Origin of the sequence: Neisseria sp. P0017.S009, assembly GCF_051957375.1 — a bacterium.
In the GTDB taxonomy this organism is placed as follows: Bacteria; Pseudomonadota; Gammaproteobacteria; order Burkholderiales; family Neisseriaceae; genus Neisseria; species Neisseria perflava.
This window is the reverse complement of the sequence record NZ_JBQCWL010000002.1, coordinates 402,753-423,012: the sequence shown is the minus strand read 5'-3', so window position 1 is coordinate 423,012 and position 20,260 is coordinate 402,753. Positions and strand designations below refer to the sequence as shown.

15 protein-coding genes, 1 pseudogene and 1 CRISPR repeat array are annotated in these 20,260 nt (G+C 44.5%); of the genes and pseudogenes, 4 read left to right on the top strand and 12 right to left on the bottom strand.

The genetic code is table 11. The features are described 5' to 3' along the window. Positions 1 to 41 precede the first annotated feature (41 nt). Complete coding sequence (gene cysI / locus ACTHTG_RS04260) at positions 42 to 1,799, bottom strand: assimilatory sulfite reductase (NADPH) hemoprotein subunit (RefSeq protein WP_440360518.1); 1,758 nt, start codon at positions 1,797 to 1,799, stop codon at positions 42 to 44. 296 nt (positions 1,800 to 2,095) lie between these two features. On the opposite strand from cysI, the gene ACTHTG_RS04255 reads away from it, so the two are divergent. After that, the gene (locus ACTHTG_RS04255) at positions 2,096 to 2,722 is read left to right on the top strand and encodes a hypothetical protein (protein WP_440360519.1); all 627 of its coding nucleotides are present in this window, start codon (positions 2,096 to 2,098) and stop codon (positions 2,720 to 2,722) included. Positions 2,723 to 2,924: 202 nt separating this feature from the next. Here the strand turns inward: ACTHTG_RS04255 and ACTHTG_RS04250 are convergent, their stop codons facing one another. From ACTHTG_RS04250 to ACTHTG_RS04240, 3 genes are all read right to left on the bottom strand, one after another. Beyond that, on the bottom strand, positions 2,925 to 3,458 hold the full coding sequence (locus ACTHTG_RS04250) for an inorganic diphosphatase (RefSeq protein WP_004520013.1): 534 nt from the start codon (positions 3,456 to 3,458) through the stop codon (positions 2,925 to 2,927). Positions 3,459 to 3,542: 84 nt separating this feature from the next. Continuing rightward, a complete protein-coding gene (gene nudB, locus ACTHTG_RS04245; RefSeq protein WP_004520014.1) occupies positions 3,543 to 4,007 on the bottom strand; it encodes a dihydroneopterin triphosphate diphosphatase in 465 nt (154 codons plus the stop codon). A 137-nt stretch (positions 4,008 to 4,144) separates the two neighbouring features. After that, entirely contained in the window at positions 4,145 to 4,798 is a 654-nt protein-coding gene (locus ACTHTG_RS04240; protein ID WP_308538499.1) for a phosphoesterase, read from the bottom strand. Positions 4,799 to 4,883: 85 nt separating this feature from the next. Between ACTHTG_RS04240 and ACTHTG_RS04235 the strand changes: the two genes are divergently transcribed. Both ACTHTG_RS04235 and ACTHTG_RS04230 read left to right on the top strand, forming a co-directional pair. Further along, the gene (locus tag ACTHTG_RS04235; RefSeq protein WP_070823576.1) at positions 4,884 to 5,327 is read left to right on the top strand and encodes an RpiB/LacA/LacB family sugar-phosphate isomerase; all 444 of its coding nucleotides are present in this window, start codon (positions 4,884 to 4,886) and stop codon (positions 5,325 to 5,327) included. 207 nt (positions 5,328 to 5,534) lie between these two features. Next, entirely contained in the window at positions 5,535 to 7,229 is a 1,695-nt protein-coding gene (locus tag ACTHTG_RS04230; RefSeq protein ID WP_440360520.1) for an exonuclease domain-containing protein, read from the top strand. Between the two features lie 167 nt (positions 7,230 to 7,396). Here ACTHTG_RS04230 and ACTHTG_RS04225 read toward each other — a convergent pair whose 3' ends face one another. Further along, a complete protein-coding gene (locus ACTHTG_RS04225; RefSeq protein ID WP_308538623.1) occupies positions 7,397 to 8,875 on the bottom strand; it encodes an RNA ligase in 1,479 nt (492 codons plus the stop codon). Between the two features lie 89 nt (positions 8,876 to 8,964). Further along, the gene (locus tag ACTHTG_RS04220; protein WP_308538622.1) at positions 8,965 to 10,539 is read right to left on the bottom strand and encodes a vWA domain-containing protein; all 1,575 of its coding nucleotides are present in this window, start codon (positions 10,537 to 10,539) and stop codon (positions 8,965 to 8,967) included. Between the two features lie 1,116 nt (positions 10,540 to 11,655). Here ACTHTG_RS04220 and rtcR point away from each other — a divergent pair. Further along, positions 11,656 to 13,284: an RNA repair transcriptional activator RtcR gene (rtcR, locus tag ACTHTG_RS04215; RefSeq protein WP_004520021.1), complete on the top strand. Its 1,629-nt coding sequence runs from the start codon at positions 11,656 to 11,658 to the stop codon at positions 13,282 to 13,284. Between the two features lie 152 nt (positions 13,285 to 13,436). On the opposite strand, the gene fghA is transcribed toward rtcR, so the two are convergent. The 6 genes and pseudogenes from fghA to ACTHTG_RS04185 all read right to left on the bottom strand — a co-directional run bounded on the left by fghA (position 13,437) and on the right by ACTHTG_RS04185 (position 20,244). Continuing rightward, positions 13,437 to 14,264, bottom strand: a complete 828-nt coding sequence (gene fghA / locus ACTHTG_RS04210; RefSeq protein WP_049336824.1) for an S-formylglutathione hydrolase — start codon at positions 14,262 to 14,264, stop codon at positions 13,437 to 13,439. Positions 14,265 to 14,272: 8 nt separating this feature from the next. Continuing rightward, complete coding sequence (locus tag ACTHTG_RS04205; RefSeq protein WP_004520025.1) at positions 14,273 to 15,409, bottom strand: S-(hydroxymethyl)glutathione dehydrogenase/class III alcohol dehydrogenase; 1,137 nt, start codon at positions 15,407 to 15,409, stop codon at positions 14,273 to 14,275. Positions 15,410 to 15,502: 93 nt separating this feature from the next. Continuing rightward, positions 15,503 to 15,751 (bottom strand): annotated as a pseudogene (locus ACTHTG_RS04200) (CRISPR-associated helicase/endonuclease Cas3); the annotation flags it as partial. A gap of 260 nt (positions 15,752 to 16,011) precedes the next feature. Further along, a CRISPR array of direct repeats spans positions 16,012 to 16,833; the repeat unit is 31 nt; unit sequence GTTTCAACACACAGCCGCCCGAAGGCGGCTG. Positions 16,834 to 17,022: 189 nt separating this feature from the next. After that, the gene (cas2, locus tag ACTHTG_RS04195; RefSeq protein WP_003685729.1) at positions 17,023 to 17,316 is read right to left on the bottom strand and encodes a CRISPR-associated endonuclease Cas2; all 294 of its coding nucleotides are present in this window, start codon (positions 17,314 to 17,316) and stop codon (positions 17,023 to 17,025) included. Positions 17,317 to 17,390: 74 nt separating this feature from the next. Continuing rightward, complete coding sequence (gene cas1c / locus ACTHTG_RS04190; RefSeq protein ID WP_440360521.1) at positions 17,391 to 18,404, bottom strand: type I-C CRISPR-associated endonuclease Cas1c; 1,014 nt, start codon at positions 18,402 to 18,404, stop codon at positions 17,391 to 17,393. A gap of 100 nt (positions 18,405 to 18,504) precedes the next feature. Then, on the bottom strand, positions 18,505 to 20,244 hold the full coding sequence (locus ACTHTG_RS04185) for a hypothetical protein (RefSeq protein ID WP_440360522.1): 1,740 nt from the start codon (positions 20,242 to 20,244) through the stop codon (positions 18,505 to 18,507). Positions 20,245 to 20,260 lie beyond the last annotated feature (16 nt).

Sequence of the window (20,260 nt, the reverse complement as noted above, 5' to 3'; positions counted from 1 at the left end):
TCTATTTTCTTATTGTAGACTTGCGGATCTGGTTGTATGCATTATGCCCAGAAGTCTCGCGGAGCGTCCAATACAGGTTTGACGATGCCGGTACGGATGGCAAAATCGCCAAAACCTTCATCATCTAAACGGTTTCGAGACCAATCTGCCACCCAGCCTTCGACAATTTCAAGGATTTCAGGTTCAGTAATGTTTTCTTTAAACAGGCGCGGAATGCGGGTGCCTTCGCGGTTGCCACCTGCGTAGAGGTTGTAGCGTCCGACGGCTTTACCGACCAAACCGATTTCCGCCAGCATGGCGCGACCGCAACCGTTGGGACAACCGGTTACGCGCAAAACGATGTATTCGTCTTCCAAACCATATTTAGCGAACATTGCGTCGATTTTATCGGAGAATGTCGGTAGGAAACGCTCAGCCTCCGCCATCGCCAGCGGACAAGTCGGCAAGGCAACGCAGGCCATCGAGTTCTCACGCTGGATGGTAATCGATTTGCTGATTAATCCATGTTCTTTGGCGATTTTATCAATCGTATCTTTTAATTCCGGCGGTACATTGGCGACCACCAGATTTTGATTGGCCGTCAGACGGAAGTCACCGGGATGGATTTTGGCAATTTCGCGGATGCCTGTTTTCAATGGTCTACCGGGATAATCGAGCAGGCGGCCGTTTTCAATAAACAAAGTCAAATGCCAGTTGCCTTCATGCCCTTGTACCCAGCCGATATGGTCGCCACGATGGGTAAACTCGTAAGGGCGGATGGGTTCAAACTTAATGCCCATGCGTCTTTCGACTTCTTCTTTGAACACATCCACGCCCACGCGTTGCAGCGTATAGCGTGTACGGGCAGCTTTGCGATCGCTGCGGTTGCCCCAGTCGCGCTGGGTACTAACGACAGCTTCGGCAGCATTGAGGGTGTATTCAAGCGGAACGAAACCAAATTCGTAAGAAGTGTTCGGATAGGTTTTAGTATTGCCGTGTTCACTGGATAAGCCGCCGCCGACCAATACATTGAAGCCCACCAACTTGCCGTTTTCTGCAATCGCCACAAAACCCAAATCGTTGGAATGAATGTCCACATCGTTGTCGGGCGGAATTACGACGGCAGTTTTAAATTTGCGCGGCAAATAGGTTTTACCCAAAATCGGCTCGACCTCATCAGCAATTTCTTTATTACGCGGCTCGGTCGGCTCGGTTGTAAACACTTTTTCACCGTCCAGCCAGACATCGGCATATGCCATGGTACGCGGCAGAAGGTGCATACTGATGCGCGCCGCCCATTCATAGGCTTCTTGGTGCAAAGTGCTTTGTACAGGATTGCTGGTACACAACACATTACGGTTGACATCGCTGGCTGTGGCAATGGAATCGAGACCTAGTTTGTGCAATGCCTGATGTGCCTGTTTTAAATCGGTTTTCAGAATGCCGTGGTATTGAAAGGTTTGACGGTTGGTCAGGCGGATAGAGCCGTAAATCGTATTTTCACCGGCAAATTTGTCGATACCCAGCCACTGCTTCGGCGTAATGATGCCGCCGGGCAAACGGCAACGCAACATCATGTTTTTTAAAGGCTCAAGTTTTTGTTCGGTACGCTCGGCACGAATATCGCGGTTGTCCTGTTCGTACATACCGTGGAAGCGGATAAGCTGAAAGTTGTCGGCAGTAAAGCCGCCGGTAAAGTCGTCTTTCAACTCCTCCTTAATCGTACCATGCAGATAATCGCTGCGCTCTTTCAAGGCTTCGTTGCCGGACAAAGGCGTCTCAGGCAGCTTGGCGCGTGGGTCAGTTGTGGTAGCAGTCATTGAAGCACTCCTTATTTTTGGTATAGGCGTTACTTTAATGAGGCCGTCTGAAAATGAGAAAGAATGGTTTGTTTGTTTTAAAGACGATTTTGTTATATCGGTAAAATGCCGCACTTACCTATAGCTAATTTGAATTTACTATATTTATGTTCTGACTGATGAGCATTGGCAGATTAGAAATAAATTGAACAGATGACTTACATCATTAGCCTGCATCAAGCCCGATTCTAATTAAACCCACTATAATCCATTATTTTCCACGGGCTTAAACCGTAAAAATACAGCAAGCAAACTTTATGTCTCACTCCCTTATACGCACCTTCGCTCAAACCTTTAGTTTTCCCTATACAGAAACGTTGCAAGAACTGCCCCCACTGGAAGACAACCGTCATCTGCATTTGGGTGCATTAGCAGATTTCTACTGCCATATGGACGGTACATGGCATTCCGACAATCCACTTGCCAATTATTGGCTAGAGATGGAAACTCTGTTTTTACAATGGGTGACTTATCCCAAATTGCCCAACAGTTGGCACGATTGGGCCTTCGGCTGGGATAGGAAGACCAAGCAATATCTGCCTACACAAGGCTGGCGTGAAGAATGGGCGATATTTGGCATAATGTTTGACGATTCAATTCTTTTTGCTGATACCACCGCTCCCGGCAGTCCTGTTTATTGGTTGATAATAGGTTACGGTACAATAGAAAAACGCCGCCTTATCGCCCCTTCCGTAGCAATACTAATGCAAACCTTATTGGCAATTTATGATTTTGAGCGCGAATGGCGGAAAGCAGGCGGGGAGTTCTACGATGAAGAAAGCTGCGACATACCTCCAGAATTATATTCTGCTCTGCATGATTTACTACAACGGGAACTGCCACCAGAATGCGCGGCAGGATTTGAAAAAGCGTTTTGGGGCTGATGCTGTAATTGCAATCTAGAAAACCTATTCTCTAGCCGTCTGAAATTTCGGCTTTAGGGAACAATTATTTAAAATAATATGATTGATTCGTTTGAAATATCAGTTTGAAAATGCTTGAAGGATTGATAGGCTGCTGAGATATAAAAAGGCCGTCTGAAAATCTGATTTTCAGACGGCCTTGATATTGGATGGGGCAAACCGATTAGGCTTGTTTGTTCCAACGTTCGATAGATTCTTTGATGACTTGTTTCGCTTCTTCTACATCGCCCCAATATTCAACTTTAGTGGTACCTGCTTTTTTCAGGTCTTTGTAGTGGTTGAAGTGGAACTCGATTTGTTTGATCAGTTGTTGCGGCAAATCGGCCAAAGTTTTGTAGGCGTTGCCGTTGTTACGGTCGTCGGCCGGAACGCAGACGATTTTGTCATCCACTTCGCCGTCGTCAACGAATTTCATCACACCGATAACGCGTGCTTCCAGGAAAATACCGGTTGCCAAAGGCTGCTCGGTCACCAGCAATACATCCAATTCGTCGCCGTCTTCGTCCAAAGTTTGCGGAATGAAGCCGTAGTTGGTCGGTTTGGCGAAAATTGCCGGTTCAACGCGGTCGAGTTGGAAAGCGGCCAGTTTGCGGTTCCATTCGATTTTGTGGTTGCTGCCCGCAGGGATTTCGTTGACAACGTTGATGATGCCGCCGTCCACATCGCCCGGGGTCAGGATTTTATTGAAGTCTGCCATGATGGTTTCCTTTGATTTTAAATAGAGTCAAACGGCGAAAGTATAGCAAACCCAAGGCCGTCTGAAAATGTGAAACTGTCGTATTCAGACGGCCTTTTTGGCATTCAGCCTTTTGACCAGTTCTAAAATTGCGCGTTTATTGGAAGGCGAAAACACTTTTTCTGCCGCTTCTTCCGCACTAAACCAACCGTAGGCAACGTGTTCGTCCGGTTGCAGGACGATAGGCGTATCGCGCGGAATTTGGGCGGAGAAGATGTGTTCGCGGTTTTCAAAAACGCCTTTGGGATAGCGATGGCGCCAGTGATGATAGATTTCATAAACGGTGCTGTCGTGCCAGTTTTCCAGCTGTCCGTCTGCAAGGCGGATACCGGTTTCTTCCCACACTTCGCGCCATGCGGTTTCTTCGATACGCTCGCCCTCTTCCAAGCTGCCGGTAACCGACTGCCAAAAACCTTGCGGCGCCGTGCGTTCAATCAGCAGGATATTGCCGTCTTTATCATACAAAACAACCAAAGCGGAAACGGGATACTTCAAAGGCTTACTGCTCATGACTTGTCCTTGCCGGTTTGGTTGGGGAGGCTGATTTTTTGTAGTAAGTAAGCCAAAAGGTTTTCCATGTATCACTCAAAAATGGGAAATTGATATTCAGACGGCCTTTGCCGGAAATCCGCAAAGGCCGTCTGAAATTATACCTGATTTAACTGCGCCAGTTTCCAAGACACCAGCTCTTCCGCTTCTTCCGGCGAGTTGGCCTTCAATCCTGCTTCGCCAAAATACGAAATTTTAGGCAACTCGCACAAAAACTTATCGACGTCTTCTGCCGTCAAAAAACGGCCGTGCAAATCAAATCCGACATTTAAAGCACGCCCTTTGATTTCCGCCACCCTGTCATGCAAATGGCCGTACAAGTGATACCAGCCCTGATAGCAGCCGTCCCATTCCTGAATCGGATAGTGAAAAAGAACCAGCGTATTCTTAATTTCCGGCAATTTAAGTTTCAAATACGGCCGTATGGACGACAGCAGCGGATGGCCGTCATGCTTGGTTTGACTGCGGAAAAAGTCGGCATGTTGCCGAATCACATGATCATGATTGCCGTAAATCAAGTGATGTTGCCCGTTTAAACGCGACAAAACGCACTCTATCTGCTTATGGTCGTGGGCAAAGGAAAAATCGCCCAAGTTGTACACCGTATCTTCTGGCGTAACGGTTTCATTCCATGTCTGAATTAAAAATTCATCCATCTGCTCCACGTTATCGAACGGTCGAAATTGCGGGCAAAATTTGGCGATATTTTTATGTGAGAAATGTAGGTCTGATGTGAAGTAGATTTTGCTCATACCGTGCTTTCTGCGTTGCAGGCTTGAATCGTATCACGCGCGGGCGTATGCTGAGTAATGTTTTTATGTGCTTCAAGGAGTTCGTATGCGTTTGGTTATTGCCGCGCCGGCCAACGGCGCAATATTGAAAGACGCGCTCAAAGCGCATCTGCAAAACGACCCGCGGGTCAGCAGTTTGGTCGATTTATCCTCGCCCGAAGGAAGCTATCCGCAACTCTCGTTTGCCGCGGCCGAAGAAGTCGCGGCAGGACGAGCCGACCGTGCGCTGTTGATTTGCGGTACCGGCGTGGGTACGGCGATTGCCGCCAATAAAGTGCGCGGCATTCGGGCGGCGACGGCACATGATTTGCTTACCGTCCGCGGCTCGGTGGAAAACTATAACGCGCAAGTTTTATGTATGGGGCAAAACGTGATTGCCGCTCCGGCTGCTTGGGCATTGGTCGATATCTGGTTGGACTTGCGCCACGACACAAGTAGCGGCTATGCGCCTAAGGTCGGCGAAATCGAAGCATACGAGCGCGAAAAATAAATGATAAATTTTCTATGCATTTTCTTACAGGTTCCGGACCATAATATTTACAAAGTTTCTAGAAATGGAAAAATTTATACTAACCACACAATTTATAGTTTAGCTTTTATTATTTATACCATACTAAGAGAATAGACATTTCTTTTTATTTGGGATATTATTATTTCATATAACTTACTAAACTCTTTTACAAAAAGAAAGATATCGATGGAAACCTTCTCACAATATATAGTTATTGATACAGAGACAACTGGATTATATAAAGGATCAAGACTTGTCCAACTTGGATGGATTGTATTTGATAAAAATGGTAATAAATTATCAGAAAATGAATACTTGATAAAACCTGTTAATTATACAATTCCAGAATCAGCAATAGCTATCCATAAAATTACAACCGAACAAGCAATAGAAAAAGGATTCTTACCACAAGAAGTTTTAAGTTATTTTATGAATGATATTTTCAAACCAAATACTTTATTAATTGGACATAATATTGAGTTTGATATAAGAGTCCTTGAAACAGAATTAAAGCTTTTAAATATTTTTCCTAAAAACCTTCCTATTTCAACTTATTGCACAATGCGCTCTACAAAAAATATTTGCAAAATTCCAAGTGCTAACTATAGAGACTTCAAAATACCAAAGCTCATTGAATTATATCGGCATTTATTTAAAAAGGGGTTTACAAACGCTCATAATGCACTAGCAGACTGTCGAGCAACTGCAGAATGTTTTTTCGAATTAAAAAGATTAAATTTAATTCAAAATAGTTACATTCATACTTCCATATTCAACAAAAAACAACCTCAAATTATTATTATTGAAAAAGAATACCCAAAAAAAGAAATAAAAACTAATCAATATAAATTTGAGAATACCAATACCAATACCAGTACCAATACCAGTACCAGTACCAATACCAGTACCAATACCAGTACCAATACCAATACCAGTACCAATACCAGTACCAATTACAATTGGATATGGTGGGTTATTGTCATTTTGATCTACTTTTTACTACCTAATACTTGCTCCAATAAAAAAGATAAATTATCAAGTTATAGCACATCGACATCAAATCCAACAACACCCCTAATAATAGAAAAACAACGTGATAGTTTACCTCCACCAGTAGAAGACCCAATAGCTCATGCACAGATACTCATTAACAATCAAGATTATAAAAGTGCTTTACCTATTTATACTAAATTAGCCTACCAAGGTAATGCCACAGCGCAAGATCAATTGGCTAGAATGTATCTTATGGGGCTTGGAGTAAAAATAAATCTTAGTAAAGCAGTTTACTGGTTTGAAAAAGCTGCCAATCAAGGATTTGATAATTCACAATATGAATTAGGCCTAATGTATGCTACTGGCAAAGGAGTTATACAAAATTATCAAAATGCAATATTTTACTGGCAACAAGCAGCTACTCAAGGAAATGAAAACGCAAAAAAAGCTTTACAGGTATTAGCAGAAATGGAGCAAAAGGAAAACGAAGATTATAGAAAAAAACAGGAGGAACAACAAAGATTATTAGAAGAAAGACAACAAGCAGAACAGCAAAGATTGTTAGAAGAAAGACAACAAGCAGAACAGCAAAGATTGTTAGAAGAAAAACAAATGTTAAATAGACAACAGGAGCAGTTGCGTTTAGAGAAACAACAGGAAAACGAATTAACAGCTGCTGTTCAACAATCACAATACCTTTTACAAAGTACATGGAATAAAATTCCGAATAATATTCAAACTAGCTTACTTAATGAACAAAACAATTGGGAAGCTTACCGTAACCGAAATTGTGAAAGTTATCGTAACAATAACACAACCAAACTGAATTGTTATATCCAGTTAAATCAAGAGAGAACTCAATATTTACAAGGATTTATTATTCAATAACGGGTAGGAATTACTCTAAATAATAGAGTGATTCCTACTTACCAAACTAGTATTATATTTAGAATTAAATGAACACCGTCTTGTTAGTATGAGATTTTATAAGTTGATTATGTATCAGCACTATATAATTAAAAAATAATTCAAACTATTGTTTTTTAATATATTTTTTAAAACCGTCTCAAAAACGCCTGAATAAACGCGATTTTATCCAATTCCGACATGGCATTGAATGTTTCCTGATGCTCGTGGATATAGTCGATTAAAGGATAAAATTCTTCATCAACATGGCGTTTGTCCAGCTTGCGGCCGATATTGCCTTCGTTGCTTCGTCCCAGAAACTTGGAAATCAGGTAATACGGCGATTTGAGTTTGAACAGCATTTCGCCGTTTTGCGCATCAAATACCATAAAGCCTTCGTGTTCCACATTTTTCAGACGGCCTTTCAGCTCGCCGAACGTGATGTTTTTCAGCGTTTCGGGGCGGCGGATGCCGTATTGTTTGCCGATTTCGTCCAATTCCGCTTCGCTAAACTGACGACCTGTCGCCACATCGATGCAGCCGATTAGGGTTTCCCCCAATTCTTCGCGGATGATGTGTACGTCTTTCGCATCTGTGATTTCAAACAAAAAAGTATGGTTCGGATACGCGCGGAACAGGGTTTCGTATTGCGCGCAATGTGCGGCGGTCATGTCGGCAAACGCGCTATCAAGCGAACCGGTGGTCGAATACAGCACTTTACCATCAAACTCCGCGCCGTGGGAAGGATGGTCGTCTGAAAGCAAGACGAAAGTGCAGCAGCCGAGGAAGCCGTTTACTTTCACCACTACGTCCACCAATCTCTCGTCACTGATTCGGATCGGATAACGGCTGCCTTTGGCAATACGTTCCGAATAATTGAACACTTTTTTAAACGGGCGCACGATGATTCGATTATGCGCATCGATAATCAAACCGCGCATTTCCAGCAAAGCATCATCAAAGCGGTTGTTATAGAACACGCTGCGGGCGTATTTCAACACGCGCAATTCGGGGTAACGCTTGGACGCTTTGGCGGTAAAGTTACGGCTGCCGTGTTGCAGATAGTGATCGGTCACAAAAGTTTGCTGCGCTTCGTCAAACACCAGCGGCTTATGCTCGATAGCCTGCATCTGTTCGATTTTTTCTAACTGCTCCGCATTTGCCGGCTGCACGGCCTCGATGTGGATTTCGTTTGCCACACGGTTTTGGTTCAGCTTGATATACGCCGCCAACACGTCATGCTCTTTCACGCCGTGCAGGTTAGGATAGAAATTGTGCAGTCGATAAATTTCTGTTTCAAAACCGCTTTTCTCCGCCTGATCCAATAAATGACGGCAACGCGAAGCTTTTTGGTTGGTATTGGAATTAATGATCAAAATATTTCGATTCGGATTTTGGCGTCCAAGTCTCAAAGTTTCAGTCATCAAAGCATTGCCGTGTTTCTGCGCTTTATCCACCGCTTCGCCCGACCAACGATATTCACCATATTCATCGGTAATAAACAAATCGTTTTCAATACGGACCACTTCCGCATCCGGATACTGCGCTTTAAATTCGGCGGCTTTTTGTTCGGCAAACGTCGATTTTCCCGAACCTTGATGACCGCGGATTAAGATGAATTTTTGCATTTTGTTTCCTTATTCTTTTTCTCAGCTTGTCCTGAATAAATAGGCCGTCTGAAAAATATTTCCACCCTTTTTTTCAGACGGCCTTAGCTTTAGTTCACAGCTGCCAACGGCGTTTTCTCAATCTCTTCTACCCAGAAATCTGTACCCATACCTCGTTCGGCAAAGGAACCGATTAGGGAGAATACTTGATCGGAGAAGCCGCCGATGTTCAAGATATCGTGACGGTTTCGTGCTTGAGCCTGAACGTAGGGCTGGATATCCAAACAAACGAGTTTGGCTTCCGGACAGCGTCGTTTCAGAATGTCCCACTCTTTCATCAGGCTGGTTGTTGCGCCCCATCCTTGGCTTTCATCTGCCCAACTTTCGTTGTCTGACACGATGACGACCAAATCCACGTCGGCTTTTTCACGGTTCAACATGGCGAGCGGTGCGCTGCAAGCCGTTCCGCCGCCGCCGATATTGGCGAGTTTTTCGGCATTGGTCATGATGCTGTCGCGCGGGTTGAGCTTCACGTTTACCGTGATTTGTTCAAACGGCATCACGCGTGCTTGCGGGTTGGTACGCAACATGGCGGCGGATACGAGCGCGGCAATGTCGATGCAGCGGGTTTTGCTGGTCGCGCTGCCGCGATAGCCTGTAACTGAGCTGTGCATAGAGCCGGAAACGTCCGGACAAACCACGACTTTGCCTTGGATTGCCGGTACGTTTTGTACGGCGGTTTCCATCGCATCTTGCAGGGCTTCACGGATTTCAGACGGCATTTGGTCAGATGTTGCCTGATACGCGGTCAGCAACTGATAAGGCAGGACGCGGGCGCGGGCAATGGCGGTTTCGTCACGCAGTTTTTCTGCCACCATTTTGATGTTTTTGCTTTTAGCAAACACTTCGTGGCGCAGGAAAGTGTTCAGGTTTTGACGAATCTGCTGCCATGAGCCGTTGCGGGCGATTTGTGCCCAGTCGCCGTTGTTCAAGTCTAAAGCAGTGAGCATTTGGAAAGGAACGTTGGGCAATTCGCCTTGGCGGCTTTGTTTGTAATCTTCAAAAGCGCGGGTAATGGGTGGCAATGCTTCGCGGTCGTACGGTTTGCCGATCAGCCATGCAAACCATGCGGCACGCCATGCTTCACGCGGTTTTGGGTGCACCATTTTGACCACGTCTGCCAGCGACGGCGAATTGCCGACGGCGGCGTTCAACAGTTGTTTTTCGGTAGCGGTCAAAAGCCAAGTCTGCATCAGTTTTTTCGGACGGTTGCCGAAAGATTTTCTGCCGACTGCACCGCTGCGGATAATTTGTGCGAAGTTACGCAACATTTTACCGTTGTCCACTACTTGGTCGAATACACGAGCGAGCATGTTCACGTCTTTTTGCGCCAACACGGCAAGCAACAGCGCAGGCATATCTTTCATAAAACCTTTTTGACGGGCATATACGGCAGTTTTGGCAATAAACTCGGCATCCAGGCTTTCTGCCAATTTCAGCACTTGGTCAAGTTGGCTTTGTGCATCAGCATAGAAGGTATTATTCAGACAACCGGTAGCCGCAAGCTGTGCCAGCTGTTGTTTGGGCGTCAGCGTGTAGGCGATGCCGCCGGCTTCATTATGGGTATCGGTTTTAGTAAAACGGTTTTTAATAGATTGAAACAAATTAGTATTAGCCATTTTCATTTTCTTTCATATTGTTGGTTTGAGGCCGTCTGAACTTGTTTTAGCTTTGTTTTTCAGACGGCCTTGAATGGGTGGCAGCGTGGCGGCTAAAGATGAAGAGAAGCGTTTTTAACTGAAAGCTAATGTATTCTCTTCCGGGCATCCGCCTACTGCCGTAGGGCGACCAGTTTAATTAGGATCATTCGGGTTTGTAGCAAGAAAGGAATGTAATCCTAATAGCATTCGCCCATAAGGGGTGGCACATTGGGCAACAAAGAGTGGAGAAATTTTTACGCGCTCTATCCTCTGAGCTACTCTGCCATAGTTGGCGACAGAGACGGGACTCGAACCCGCGACCTCGAGCTTGGCAGGCTGTAATTCCTCCGGTATTTGCCAAATATACCGAAAACGGTTTTTATATCAGCCCGCCTGAATATTTCAGACGGCCTCGAATGGATGGCAGCGTAGCGGATAAACATGAAGAGAAACGGTTTTAACGTGAAAGGTTAATGTACCCTCTCCGAGCATCCGCCTGCTGCCGTAAAAGTAATATGGCACGCAACAAGTTTTTAAGGGAAACATGCCTTTACTCTACCAACTGAGCTACTCTGCTATTTTGGATAACAGAGACAGGACTCGAACCTGCGACACAAGGATATCCATGTTGTAGTTTCCCCAGGCATTTGCCTGCCATATTGAAAAGGGTGAGCGACTAAATAAACAAGACGTTCAACGTCTATCAGACGAGACAGGATTCGAACCTGTTAATCCAAATGTAGTCTTGTTGGCATTCGCCCTGTAACCACACAGCAACTAAATTTACGGAAAATTTTTCTCCGGTAACTGTATTTCCCGAAGCATCTGCTGTATCGTTACATTCACAACATAGCCAACAGCGTGCCAAGAATAAAATTTTTATAAAAATAATTTTTAATTAATTGAATATAAAGAAAATATATTTTAAAGTGGCTTTTATCGCCAAATAGCGTATAATACTAAAAAATATATTTATAGATAGTTATATAGAAAATAAAATATACAAGGATATATGATGCGATTCGATGATTTGGACAAACACTTGCGGCTAAGTAAACGGAAAATTTGTCCTGGAAAAATAATTTAAAGGCCCTCTGAAACATGAATACCATCCCCAAAAAACAAGTCGCCGTCAGCTTTCTTGGTACAGTGCTGGACAAAGGTTTCGGTCAGGGCCGTTGGTTGAAATGGCGGCCAAACGTCGCCATGAATCAGCGTCAAGATTTTCATCTCGACCGTATGGAGCTGTTTTATGCGGAGAAATACCGCGAACTGGCGGATCATGTAAAAGCCGATATTCAGCAAGTATCGCCGCACACAGTCGTCAATCTCGTGCCTATGGAGCTGGCAAACCCGTGGGATTTCTCCGAGGTTTATACCAAACTGCACGATTGGGCAGCAAACTATCCATTTGATACAGAAGAAGAAACCTATCTCACCCACATCACGACAGGTACACACGTTGCCCAAATCTGCCTGTTTTTATTGGTGGAATCACGTCAAATCCCCGGCGTACTGTTGCAAACCGCTCCGCCCAAAAATCAAAGACGCAGTATGGAGGACGGCAATGTCGGTAGTTATGAAATCATCGATTTGGACTTGGCGCGTTACGACGTGCTGGCCGAACGCCTCGCCGCCGTGCGCGATGACGCAGTGCGCTACCTGAAAAGCGGCATTTCTACCCAAAACGCCGCCTTCAACCGCATGATTGCCGAAATTGAACAAGTCGCACTCAACTCTCCTTCCCCCATTCTGCTTTCCGGCCCGACAGGCGCAGGTAAATCCATGCTGGCACGCAGGATTTTTGAATTGAAAAAAGCGCGCCATCTGATTAAAGGCACATTTGTCGATGTAAACTGCGCCACCCTTCGCGGCGACGGCGCAGCATCTGCCCTGTTCGGCCACAAAAAAGGCGCCTTTACCGGTGCTGCAGAAAAGCGTGAAGGCTATTTGAAAACCGCCGACGGCGGTGTATTGTTTTTAGATGAAATTGGCGAATTGGGCTTGGACGAGCAAGCTATGTTGCTCAAAGCCATTGAAGAAAAACACTTTTATCCCGTCGGCAGCGACAGCGAAGTCAAAAGCGACTTCCAACTTATCGCCGGCACCAACCGCGACCTACGCCACGAAATCCGCGCCGGACGCTTCCGCGAAGACCTGTTCGCCCGCATTAATATCTGGAATTACCCACTACCTGCACTCGCCAACCGTCGCGAAGACATCGAGCCCAACGTCGAACACCAGCTCGCCTTAGCCTCGCAAGAACTCGGCCGAACCACCCGCTTCAACAAAGAAGCCCTGGCCACCTACCTCGACTTCGCCCACTCCAACCAAGCACCATGGCGCGGCAACTTCCGCGACCTCGCCGCCAGCATCATGCGCCTGGCCACACTCGCGCCGCAAGGCAGGATACAAGTAGAACAAGTCCAAGCCGAAATCGAACGCCTCAAATGGTTATGGTCGGAAGAACCCTTTTCAGACGGCCTCCTACATAACAGGCCGTCTGAAAAAGCACAAGACTACCCCGATAAAATCGATTGGGACACATTGGATTTATTCGACAAACTACAACTGCAACACGTTATCGACGAATGCCGCAAACATCCCAACATGGCCGCCGCCGGCCGTGCATTGTTCAACGTCTCCCGAACAGAAAGGGCAAAAGTCAATGACAGCGATCGACTGAGAAAGTATTTGCAACGGTTTGGACTGGAATGGGGGGATATTTAAATAGAGTGGGCAGACTAGTTCATTTTGAGAGCATTATTTTTTATCATTTATAAAAAACAAAAGGCATCAATCTGATGCCTTTTTATTTTCGTTAACATAAAAAATTAACGTTCATACCAACGTTTGGTCGATTCACGAATCACTTCTTTGGTTTACTTCAAAAATGCCGCATGATAGGCAATATGCTCGCCAACAAAACTGGCGATGAAGTAATAGCTATGATCATAGCCTTTGTGGAAGCGCACATCGACTGGTTGATTTGCCGCACGACAGGTTTCAATAAAATCTTCGGTACGTAATTGTGTTGGCAAAAACTCATCTTCCAAGCCCTGATCAATGCGCATACCTTGTACTTTATAGCCTTGTTGAATGAGTGAGCTGGCATCATATTGCTGCCATTTTTCGCGATCTTTTCCTAAATAGGCAGAAAAGGCTTTTTCTCCCCAAGGCACGAGGCTAGGCGATAAAATGGGCGAAAAGGCAGAAACACTTTGATAACGTTCTTGGTTTCGCAGCGCCAATACCAATGCGCCATGTCCGCCCATTGAATGTCCCATAATCGAACGTTTGCCGTTGGTAGGGAAATTTTCCTCAATCAGACTAGGCAACTCATTCAAAATATAATCATACATTTGATAATTCGTCGCCCAAGGCTGCTCGGTCGCATTAAGATAAAAGCCCGCACCCTGCCCTAAATCGTAAGCATTATCGTTCGGCACTTGCTCTCCGCGAGGGCTGGTATCGGGAGCAACCACAATTACTTGATGTTCTGCCGCGTAACGCTGAAAGCCTGATTTGGTAATGAAATTTTGTTCCGTACACGTTAAGCCGGAAAGCCAATAAATCACACCAAGCGGTCGATTCTCCGGATTATCCGGCAAATAGACGGCAAATTTCATTTCGCATTGCAGCGTTTGGGCATGGTGTGCCCACACTTGTTGCGAACCACCAAAAATTTGATGTTGTTCAATCAGTTTCATCGCGTACCTTAGTAATGAATAACAGCGCGGATCGATTTACCTTCATGCATTAACTCAAAGGCTTCATTAATTTGATCGAGCGTCATTGTGTGGGTCACAAACGGTTCTAACTCGATATCGCCTTTCATTGAATCTTCCACCATTTTCGGCAGTTCAGAGCGGCCTTTCACGCCACCAAACGCCGTGCCTTTCCAAACACGACCGGTTACCAACTGGAACGGGCGAGTTGAAATTTCTTGCCCTGCACCCGCTACGCCGATGATAATGGATTGTCCCCAACCACGGTGTGCGCTTTCTAATGCTTGACGCATCACGTTTACATTGCCGATACATTCAAAGGTATGGTCAATACCCCATTTATTGATGTCTAACAACACATCTTTGATTGGTTTATCGTAATCGTTAGGATTTAAACAATCCGTTGCACCAAATTGTTTTGCCAGCTCGAATTTTGCAGGATTGGTATCAATAGCAATAATACGACCCGCTTTAGCTTGACGTGCACCTTGCACCACAGCTAAACCAATCGCCCCTAAACCAAACACTGCAACAGAGTCGCCTTCTTGCACTTTTGCCGTATTATGTACCGCACCAATACCTGTGGTAACGCCGCAGCCGAGTAAACATACTTGTTCGTGGTTTGCTTCCGGGTTGATTTTCGCCAGTGAAACTTCGGCAACAACTGAGTATTCACTGAAAGTCGAACAGCCCATATAGTGATAGATCGGCTGACCTTGATAAGAAAAACGCGTCGTGCCATCTGGCATTAAGCCTTTACCTTGTGTATCACGCACTGAAACGCATAAGTTGGTTTTACCTGAACGACAAAACTCACATTCGCCACATTCAGCGGTGTAAAGAGGAATGACGTGATCACCTGGTTTTACGCTTGACACACCTTCGCCCACAGCAACGACCACACCCGCACCTTCGTGTCCAAGCACCACAGGGAATACGCCTTCAGGATCGCTTCCTGACAACGTAAACGCATCAGTATGGCACACACCAGTGTGAGTGTTACGAATTAACACCTCGCCTTTGCGTGGCATTTCTACGTCGATTTCCACAATTTGTAAGGGTTGATTTGGGGAGAATGCCACCGCCGCACGAGATTTGATGGTTGGATTGGTTTGTTTAATTTCCATTAATTTTGCCTTTTAATTCATTAATAAAGTTATCTAGCCTACGAAAGATAACCACAGTTTATACTTTGGAACCCACCCTGAAGCAAGCATTTTTGCAATTTTGGCTCCGGCGATAGCTTGATCGACTAAAGGGCTGCCATGTAATTGGCGGTTAAAGGCTTCCGAATATTTCCCTTAGTCATGAAGCTGTCCAGTATGGCAGGCACCGAATACCCGAGCAAACTCCACCGCCATTTTCCCAACATTGACCAAATGGCTTTGTAAGGTTTGCCAATGTTCGTAAGGCAAGAGATTACCGAGTTTGTCTTGGGCAGAATGGGCGTAGTAAATTAGGGTTTTCATATTGAAATTCTAAAAAATTTAAACTGATATTATGCAATGATAATATGATATTAAATTTAATATGCAAATAGAAAAAATGCTGTCTGAAACTTTTTCAGACAGCATTGTTATTGATTACCCTTTATGACTTGCTTCTAATATCCTTCACAGCTTTCACTAAAGCTTCGGAAAGCGAAGGATCAAAAGAAGAGCGGTCTGCTTGGACAATATTTGAACATACAGCCCCTCTTCCTTACTTAGACATGAGATACGGTGGCAGAGTTTCAACACACAGCCGCCCGAAGGCGGCTGGACGTGGGCAATGTCATGATGTTGCGTGGCGATTGGTTTCAACACACAGCCGCCCGAAGGCGGCTGGTTGTTTTAATTCGAAATTAATTTGTTTCAAAGGGTTTCAACACACAGCCGCCCGAAGGCGGCTGATTCACGCTCGGCAGGCGTTTGGTATTCGGCGATGTTTCAACACACAGCCGCCCGAAGGCGGCTGTTCAAGACATGAATGTTTGGCTAAAATGGCCTGAGTTTCAACACACAGCCGCCCGAAGGCGGCTGTCGAGGTATTGACAGCTACAAGCAACGATATCCGAGTTTCAACACACAGCCGCCCGAAGGCGGCTGTTCTATTTGGATGAGGCATTCATTTTTCCTTTCAAGTTTCAACACACAGCCGCCCGAAGGCGGCTGTCGAGGTATTGACAGCTACAAGCAACGATATCCGAGTTTCAACACACAGCCGCCCGAAGGCGGCTGTTCTATTTGGATGAGGCATTCATTTTTCCTTTCAAGTTTCAACACACAGCCGCCCGAAGGCGGCTGTAGGAATCTTTGGCCTGTTCCTCCGGATTCTTATTGTTTCAACACACAGCCGCCCGAAGGCGGCTGGCGCCAGGCGTTTGATGTAGGTATAGCCCTGAAACGTGTTTCAACACACAGCCGCCCGAAGGCGGCTGCCAGGCGTTTGATGTAGGTATAGCCCTGAAACGTGTTTCAACACACAGCCGCCCGAAGGCGGCTGTTTTGAAAACCTGCCGAGCAAGAAAGCCCGCACACAGTTTCAACACACAGCCGCCCGAAGGCGGCTGAGCCTCTCTTAAAAGCCTTGTTCCATCAGGTTTCGCAGCCCCGATTTCGCTAAGCTCCTAAGAAAAGCGTGAACGCGAGTATAACACAGCCTTTTCCGTTACGCCCGCATTCGCAATATCCTGATTATTAAAGAACAATCCCAATTCGCCAACCCTGCCGCATTTTCATGAGAACCGCAGGTTGGCGATTTACACAATCAACGTATCCTTAAACACATCCACCGCCGGTTTTGCGCCGTGGTGTTCCACTTTGCGCCGCCATTTACTGCCCAGATGGTAAAAGCGCAGACTGTCGGTTTCGGGGTTGTAGGTTTTTAAGAGTTTGTCTTTTAAAACAACCCATTGATCGGGCGCGATGTCGCATTCGAACACCGAATACTGTACGCGCACGCCGTAGTCCAAACACAATTTTGCCACGCGCCGCAGCCTTGCCTGTCCTTCCGCATCTTCCAGCGAAATATCGTAAGTAATCAGCATCAGCATTTTGTATTCCCATGTGCAGGCTGCTTTAGAGGTCGTCTGAAAACATCCAACCCATTTTCAGACGACCTGCAAACCTATCTCATCAAAAACGGCGGATATTCCGCCAAATCTCCGCGCAAGTGCCGCGCCAACAGCATTGCCTGAATATACGGTAGCAGCCCGATTTCCACTTCCTCGCCTAAAAACGGATGAACGATTTTCTCCTGCTTTTTCGCCTGCAAGGCTTGAAACGACAGCTTACGCGCATCGGCTTTTAAACTCACCGCGCCGCTTGCTTCGGTAACGAAATCCTGCGGTTTGATTTGCCCTCGGTTAATCAGCGACAACACCAGCCTGTCTGCCCACCACGCGCGGAATTCTTCCAAAATATCCTGCGCCAAACTGTCGCGTCCCGGTCGGTCGGCGTGCAGAAAACCCACCTGCGGATCCAGCCCCACGCCTTGCAGCGCGCCGCTGATGTCCTTGCCCAGAATGCTGTACACAAACGACAACAGCGCATTCACCCCGTCTCTGGGCGGACGGCGGTTGCGCCCGTCAAAAACAAAACCGCTTTTTTCGCTCAAAAGCTGCCCAAATACGCCGAAATAACGCGCCGCCGCATCGCCCTCAATACCGCGCACCACGTCCAGCTCCGCCGCGCCCTTCAACTGCCGCAGTGAAATGTTCAAAGCATCGACCGCACTTTGAATCGCCGCATGCTCACCATAATTGCGAATCTGCCGCTGAAGCACCCGTTTACTTGCCTGAATCTTTGCCGCAATGATATTACGCGCAATCGGCACGGGATTTTGCTCCGACACCCGATACTGCGCCCGACGCAACAGCACATTGCCGCTCTGCCGCCCTTGAAGCCGTCCCAAGAAACGCCCGTTTTCCGTAAAAAACGCCAAATTCACATTATTTTCGCCGCAAAACCCCAGCAGAAAAGGCGACACCAGCACATTTCCAAAACAGAAAATATGCCCGATGGAATGCACCGGCAACTGCGCTACCTTCTTACGCTCCTGCTCCACCACCAGCGTCTCCCGCTCCTTATGCAGATAACTGCCTTGGGTGGTGATGTAGAGCGTGTTTTGCAGTTTGCGCATGGGGAACTCCTTAGGTTTTGACTGTGCTTTTTAAAGGAATGTTTAGTTTATTTATCTAAAAAAAAACAGTCAGTTAAATGAATTAATCCTAATTAAAACGTTATATAATTAGTGGAATTTCCCAAGATATCCATTTAGATGTAAAAAAGGGTCTATTCATACAGGAAATAGATGTATTAAACATAAACAACGCTCTTGCTCCATTTAAAATTTCCCACTCTTCTGCAGGACCCAAGTTAGTACTTAGGCTGTCATCGTAAATCTTTTGAAGATTTTTAATTAAATAGTCTTGGACGCTCACAATATCCGAAAAATCAAGTAGCTTATTACTGTAATATATGCAATTCAAATTAGTATCTTTAGGCAAAACTTTAAAAGATGAAAATTTTCCTTGGAGAATATTTCTAAAAGTATTCCACTCATACATTGATATACCATTTTTAGTGCACATATCAAGGTTTTCGATAGAATGTATCAGTATAAATCTGCAGTTTTTTGCCATATCTAATTTATTAACTATTTTTTTACCCAATCTTGATATAAGCCGCTCTTTAACTTTATCAGTTAGTGCTTTTGAACGTAGAGAGCATAACTGATCTATTCCATGATTCAATGATTCATTTCTGCAATATTCATTAAATTCGTCCTTAAAAAATGGATGAATAGTCGCGATTCTATGCTTAATCTGGCAGAAATATATTAGATTAGATGACCTATCATAAATAATGATGTCTGCATCATATTTCTCTTTGGGATCATTTATACCATTTGTTACTATAAATCTATTGCTATCGAGCTTATTTTTTAGGTATTCTAAAAGATAATCACCTTCAAACCATGAACCAATCTTATTCATGTTAGTTAAATATTTAGATGATATTGTTTTAATTGCAAATTTAAGATTGATATTATTTAGTCTTATTAATTTATTATCTAGCTCTGTTACTATGCGATCATTTTCATGGACTTCAAAATCATCTAATTTTTTAAAAAGGTATTTAATTTCATCTTCAGAAAAACCAAATTCATATAATTTATCCCTGCTAATAATTGGTTGAGTATTATTTATATTTTTAATATCATGTTGCAATGAAAAAAATGAAACGATCTCTGCTAATCTTCTGATATCTGAAAAAATCACATTATCAGCGGAATCTAAAAATTTCGTATAGAGTGGATGGAAGCTTATATATTTATCTAATACAATATCTACAAAATTCTGGAATAAATAAGAATCTCTATGAATTACTTTACGACCAATTTCATTCCTAAATATCACATCAGAGAAATGACTTTGCTTAGTAAAGTATCGTGCAAACCAAATCATCTTATAAGATTTCAATAATTCTTTATTTAATTTATACTTTTTACATCCTTCATAATTACTATCATACTCTATAATCCCCAGTAAAATATATGAAACAAATTCACTAAAGGCATAAAAAGCATAAAGGTTACATTTATCTTGATATGATAGTTGGTGCCAGAGTGGAAGATTATTTTTAACCAAATCATCCTTTATCCTTTCTCGATATTCATTTTCTATAATTTTAGCGTTATCTATTAACTTTTCTTCTCCATTGTCTAATATATATGTTTTGCATCTGATACTTTTTACTCCTTTAGTAAATAAATGTTTCTTATTTGCTAGGCTGTATGAAATATATTTCCTAAGTAGGAACAATTCTCTTCCTAGAACACCTGGAATATATTTTTTGATATCTGAGTCTGAGATATCAAGAGGCTTGTCAATAAGTGATAGAACAAATTTACGCTTTTCCTCCTCCATTATCTCCAAATGACTCATTAAACATTCAAACCAATGCACAGTTTTATTCATATAAATTTTCCATAGT

Coding starts and splice junctions, on each gene's coding strand:
- cysI (WP_440360518.1), bottom strand. CDS start 1,799: ATGACTGCTACCACAACTGACCCACGCGCCAAGCTGCCTGAGACGCCT.
- ACTHTG_RS04255 (WP_440360519.1), top strand. CDS start 2,096: ATGTCTCACTCCCTTATACGCACCTTCGCTCAAACCTTTAGTTTTCCC.
- ACTHTG_RS04250 (WP_004520013.1), bottom strand. CDS start 3,458: ATGGCAGACTTCAATAAAATCCTGACCCCGGGCGATGTGGACGGCGGC.
- nudB (WP_004520014.1), bottom strand. CDS start 4,007: ATGAGCAGTAAGCCTTTGAAGTATCCCGTTTCCGCTTTGGTTGTTTTG.
- ACTHTG_RS04240 (WP_308538499.1), bottom strand. CDS start 4,798: ATGAGCAAAATCTACTTCACATCAGACCTACATTTCTCACATAAAAAT.
- ACTHTG_RS04235 (WP_070823576.1), top strand. CDS start 4,884: ATGCGTTTGGTTATTGCCGCGCCGGCCAACGGCGCAATATTGAAAGAC.
- ACTHTG_RS04230 (WP_440360520.1), top strand. CDS start 5,535: ATGGAAACCTTCTCACAATATATAGTTATTGATACAGAGACAACTGGA.
- ACTHTG_RS04225 (WP_308538623.1), bottom strand. CDS start 8,875: ATGCAAAAATTCATCTTAATCCGCGGTCATCAAGGTTCGGGAAAATCG.
- ACTHTG_RS04220 (WP_308538622.1), bottom strand. CDS start 10,539: ATGAAAATGGCTAATACTAATTTGTTTCAATCTATTAAAAACCGTTTT.
- rtcR (WP_004520021.1), top strand. CDS start 11,656: ATGAATACCATCCCCAAAAAACAAGTCGCCGTCAGCTTTCTTGGTACA.
- fghA (WP_049336824.1), bottom strand. CDS start 14,264: ATGAAACTGATTGAACAACATCAAATTTTTGGTGGTTCGCAACAAGTG.
- ACTHTG_RS04205 (WP_004520025.1), bottom strand. CDS start 15,409: ATGGAAATTAAACAAACCAATCCAACCATCAAATCTCGTGCGGCGGTG.
- cas2 (WP_003685729.1), bottom strand. CDS start 17,316: ATGCTGATGCTGATTACTTACGATATTTCGCTGGAAGATGCGGAAGGA.
- cas1c (WP_440360521.1), bottom strand. CDS start 18,404: ATGCGCAAACTGCAAAACACGCTCTACATCACCACCCAAGGCAGTTAT.
- ACTHTG_RS04185 (WP_440360522.1), bottom strand. CDS start 20,244: ATGAATAAAACTGTGCATTGGTTTGAATGTTTAATGAGTCATTTGGAG.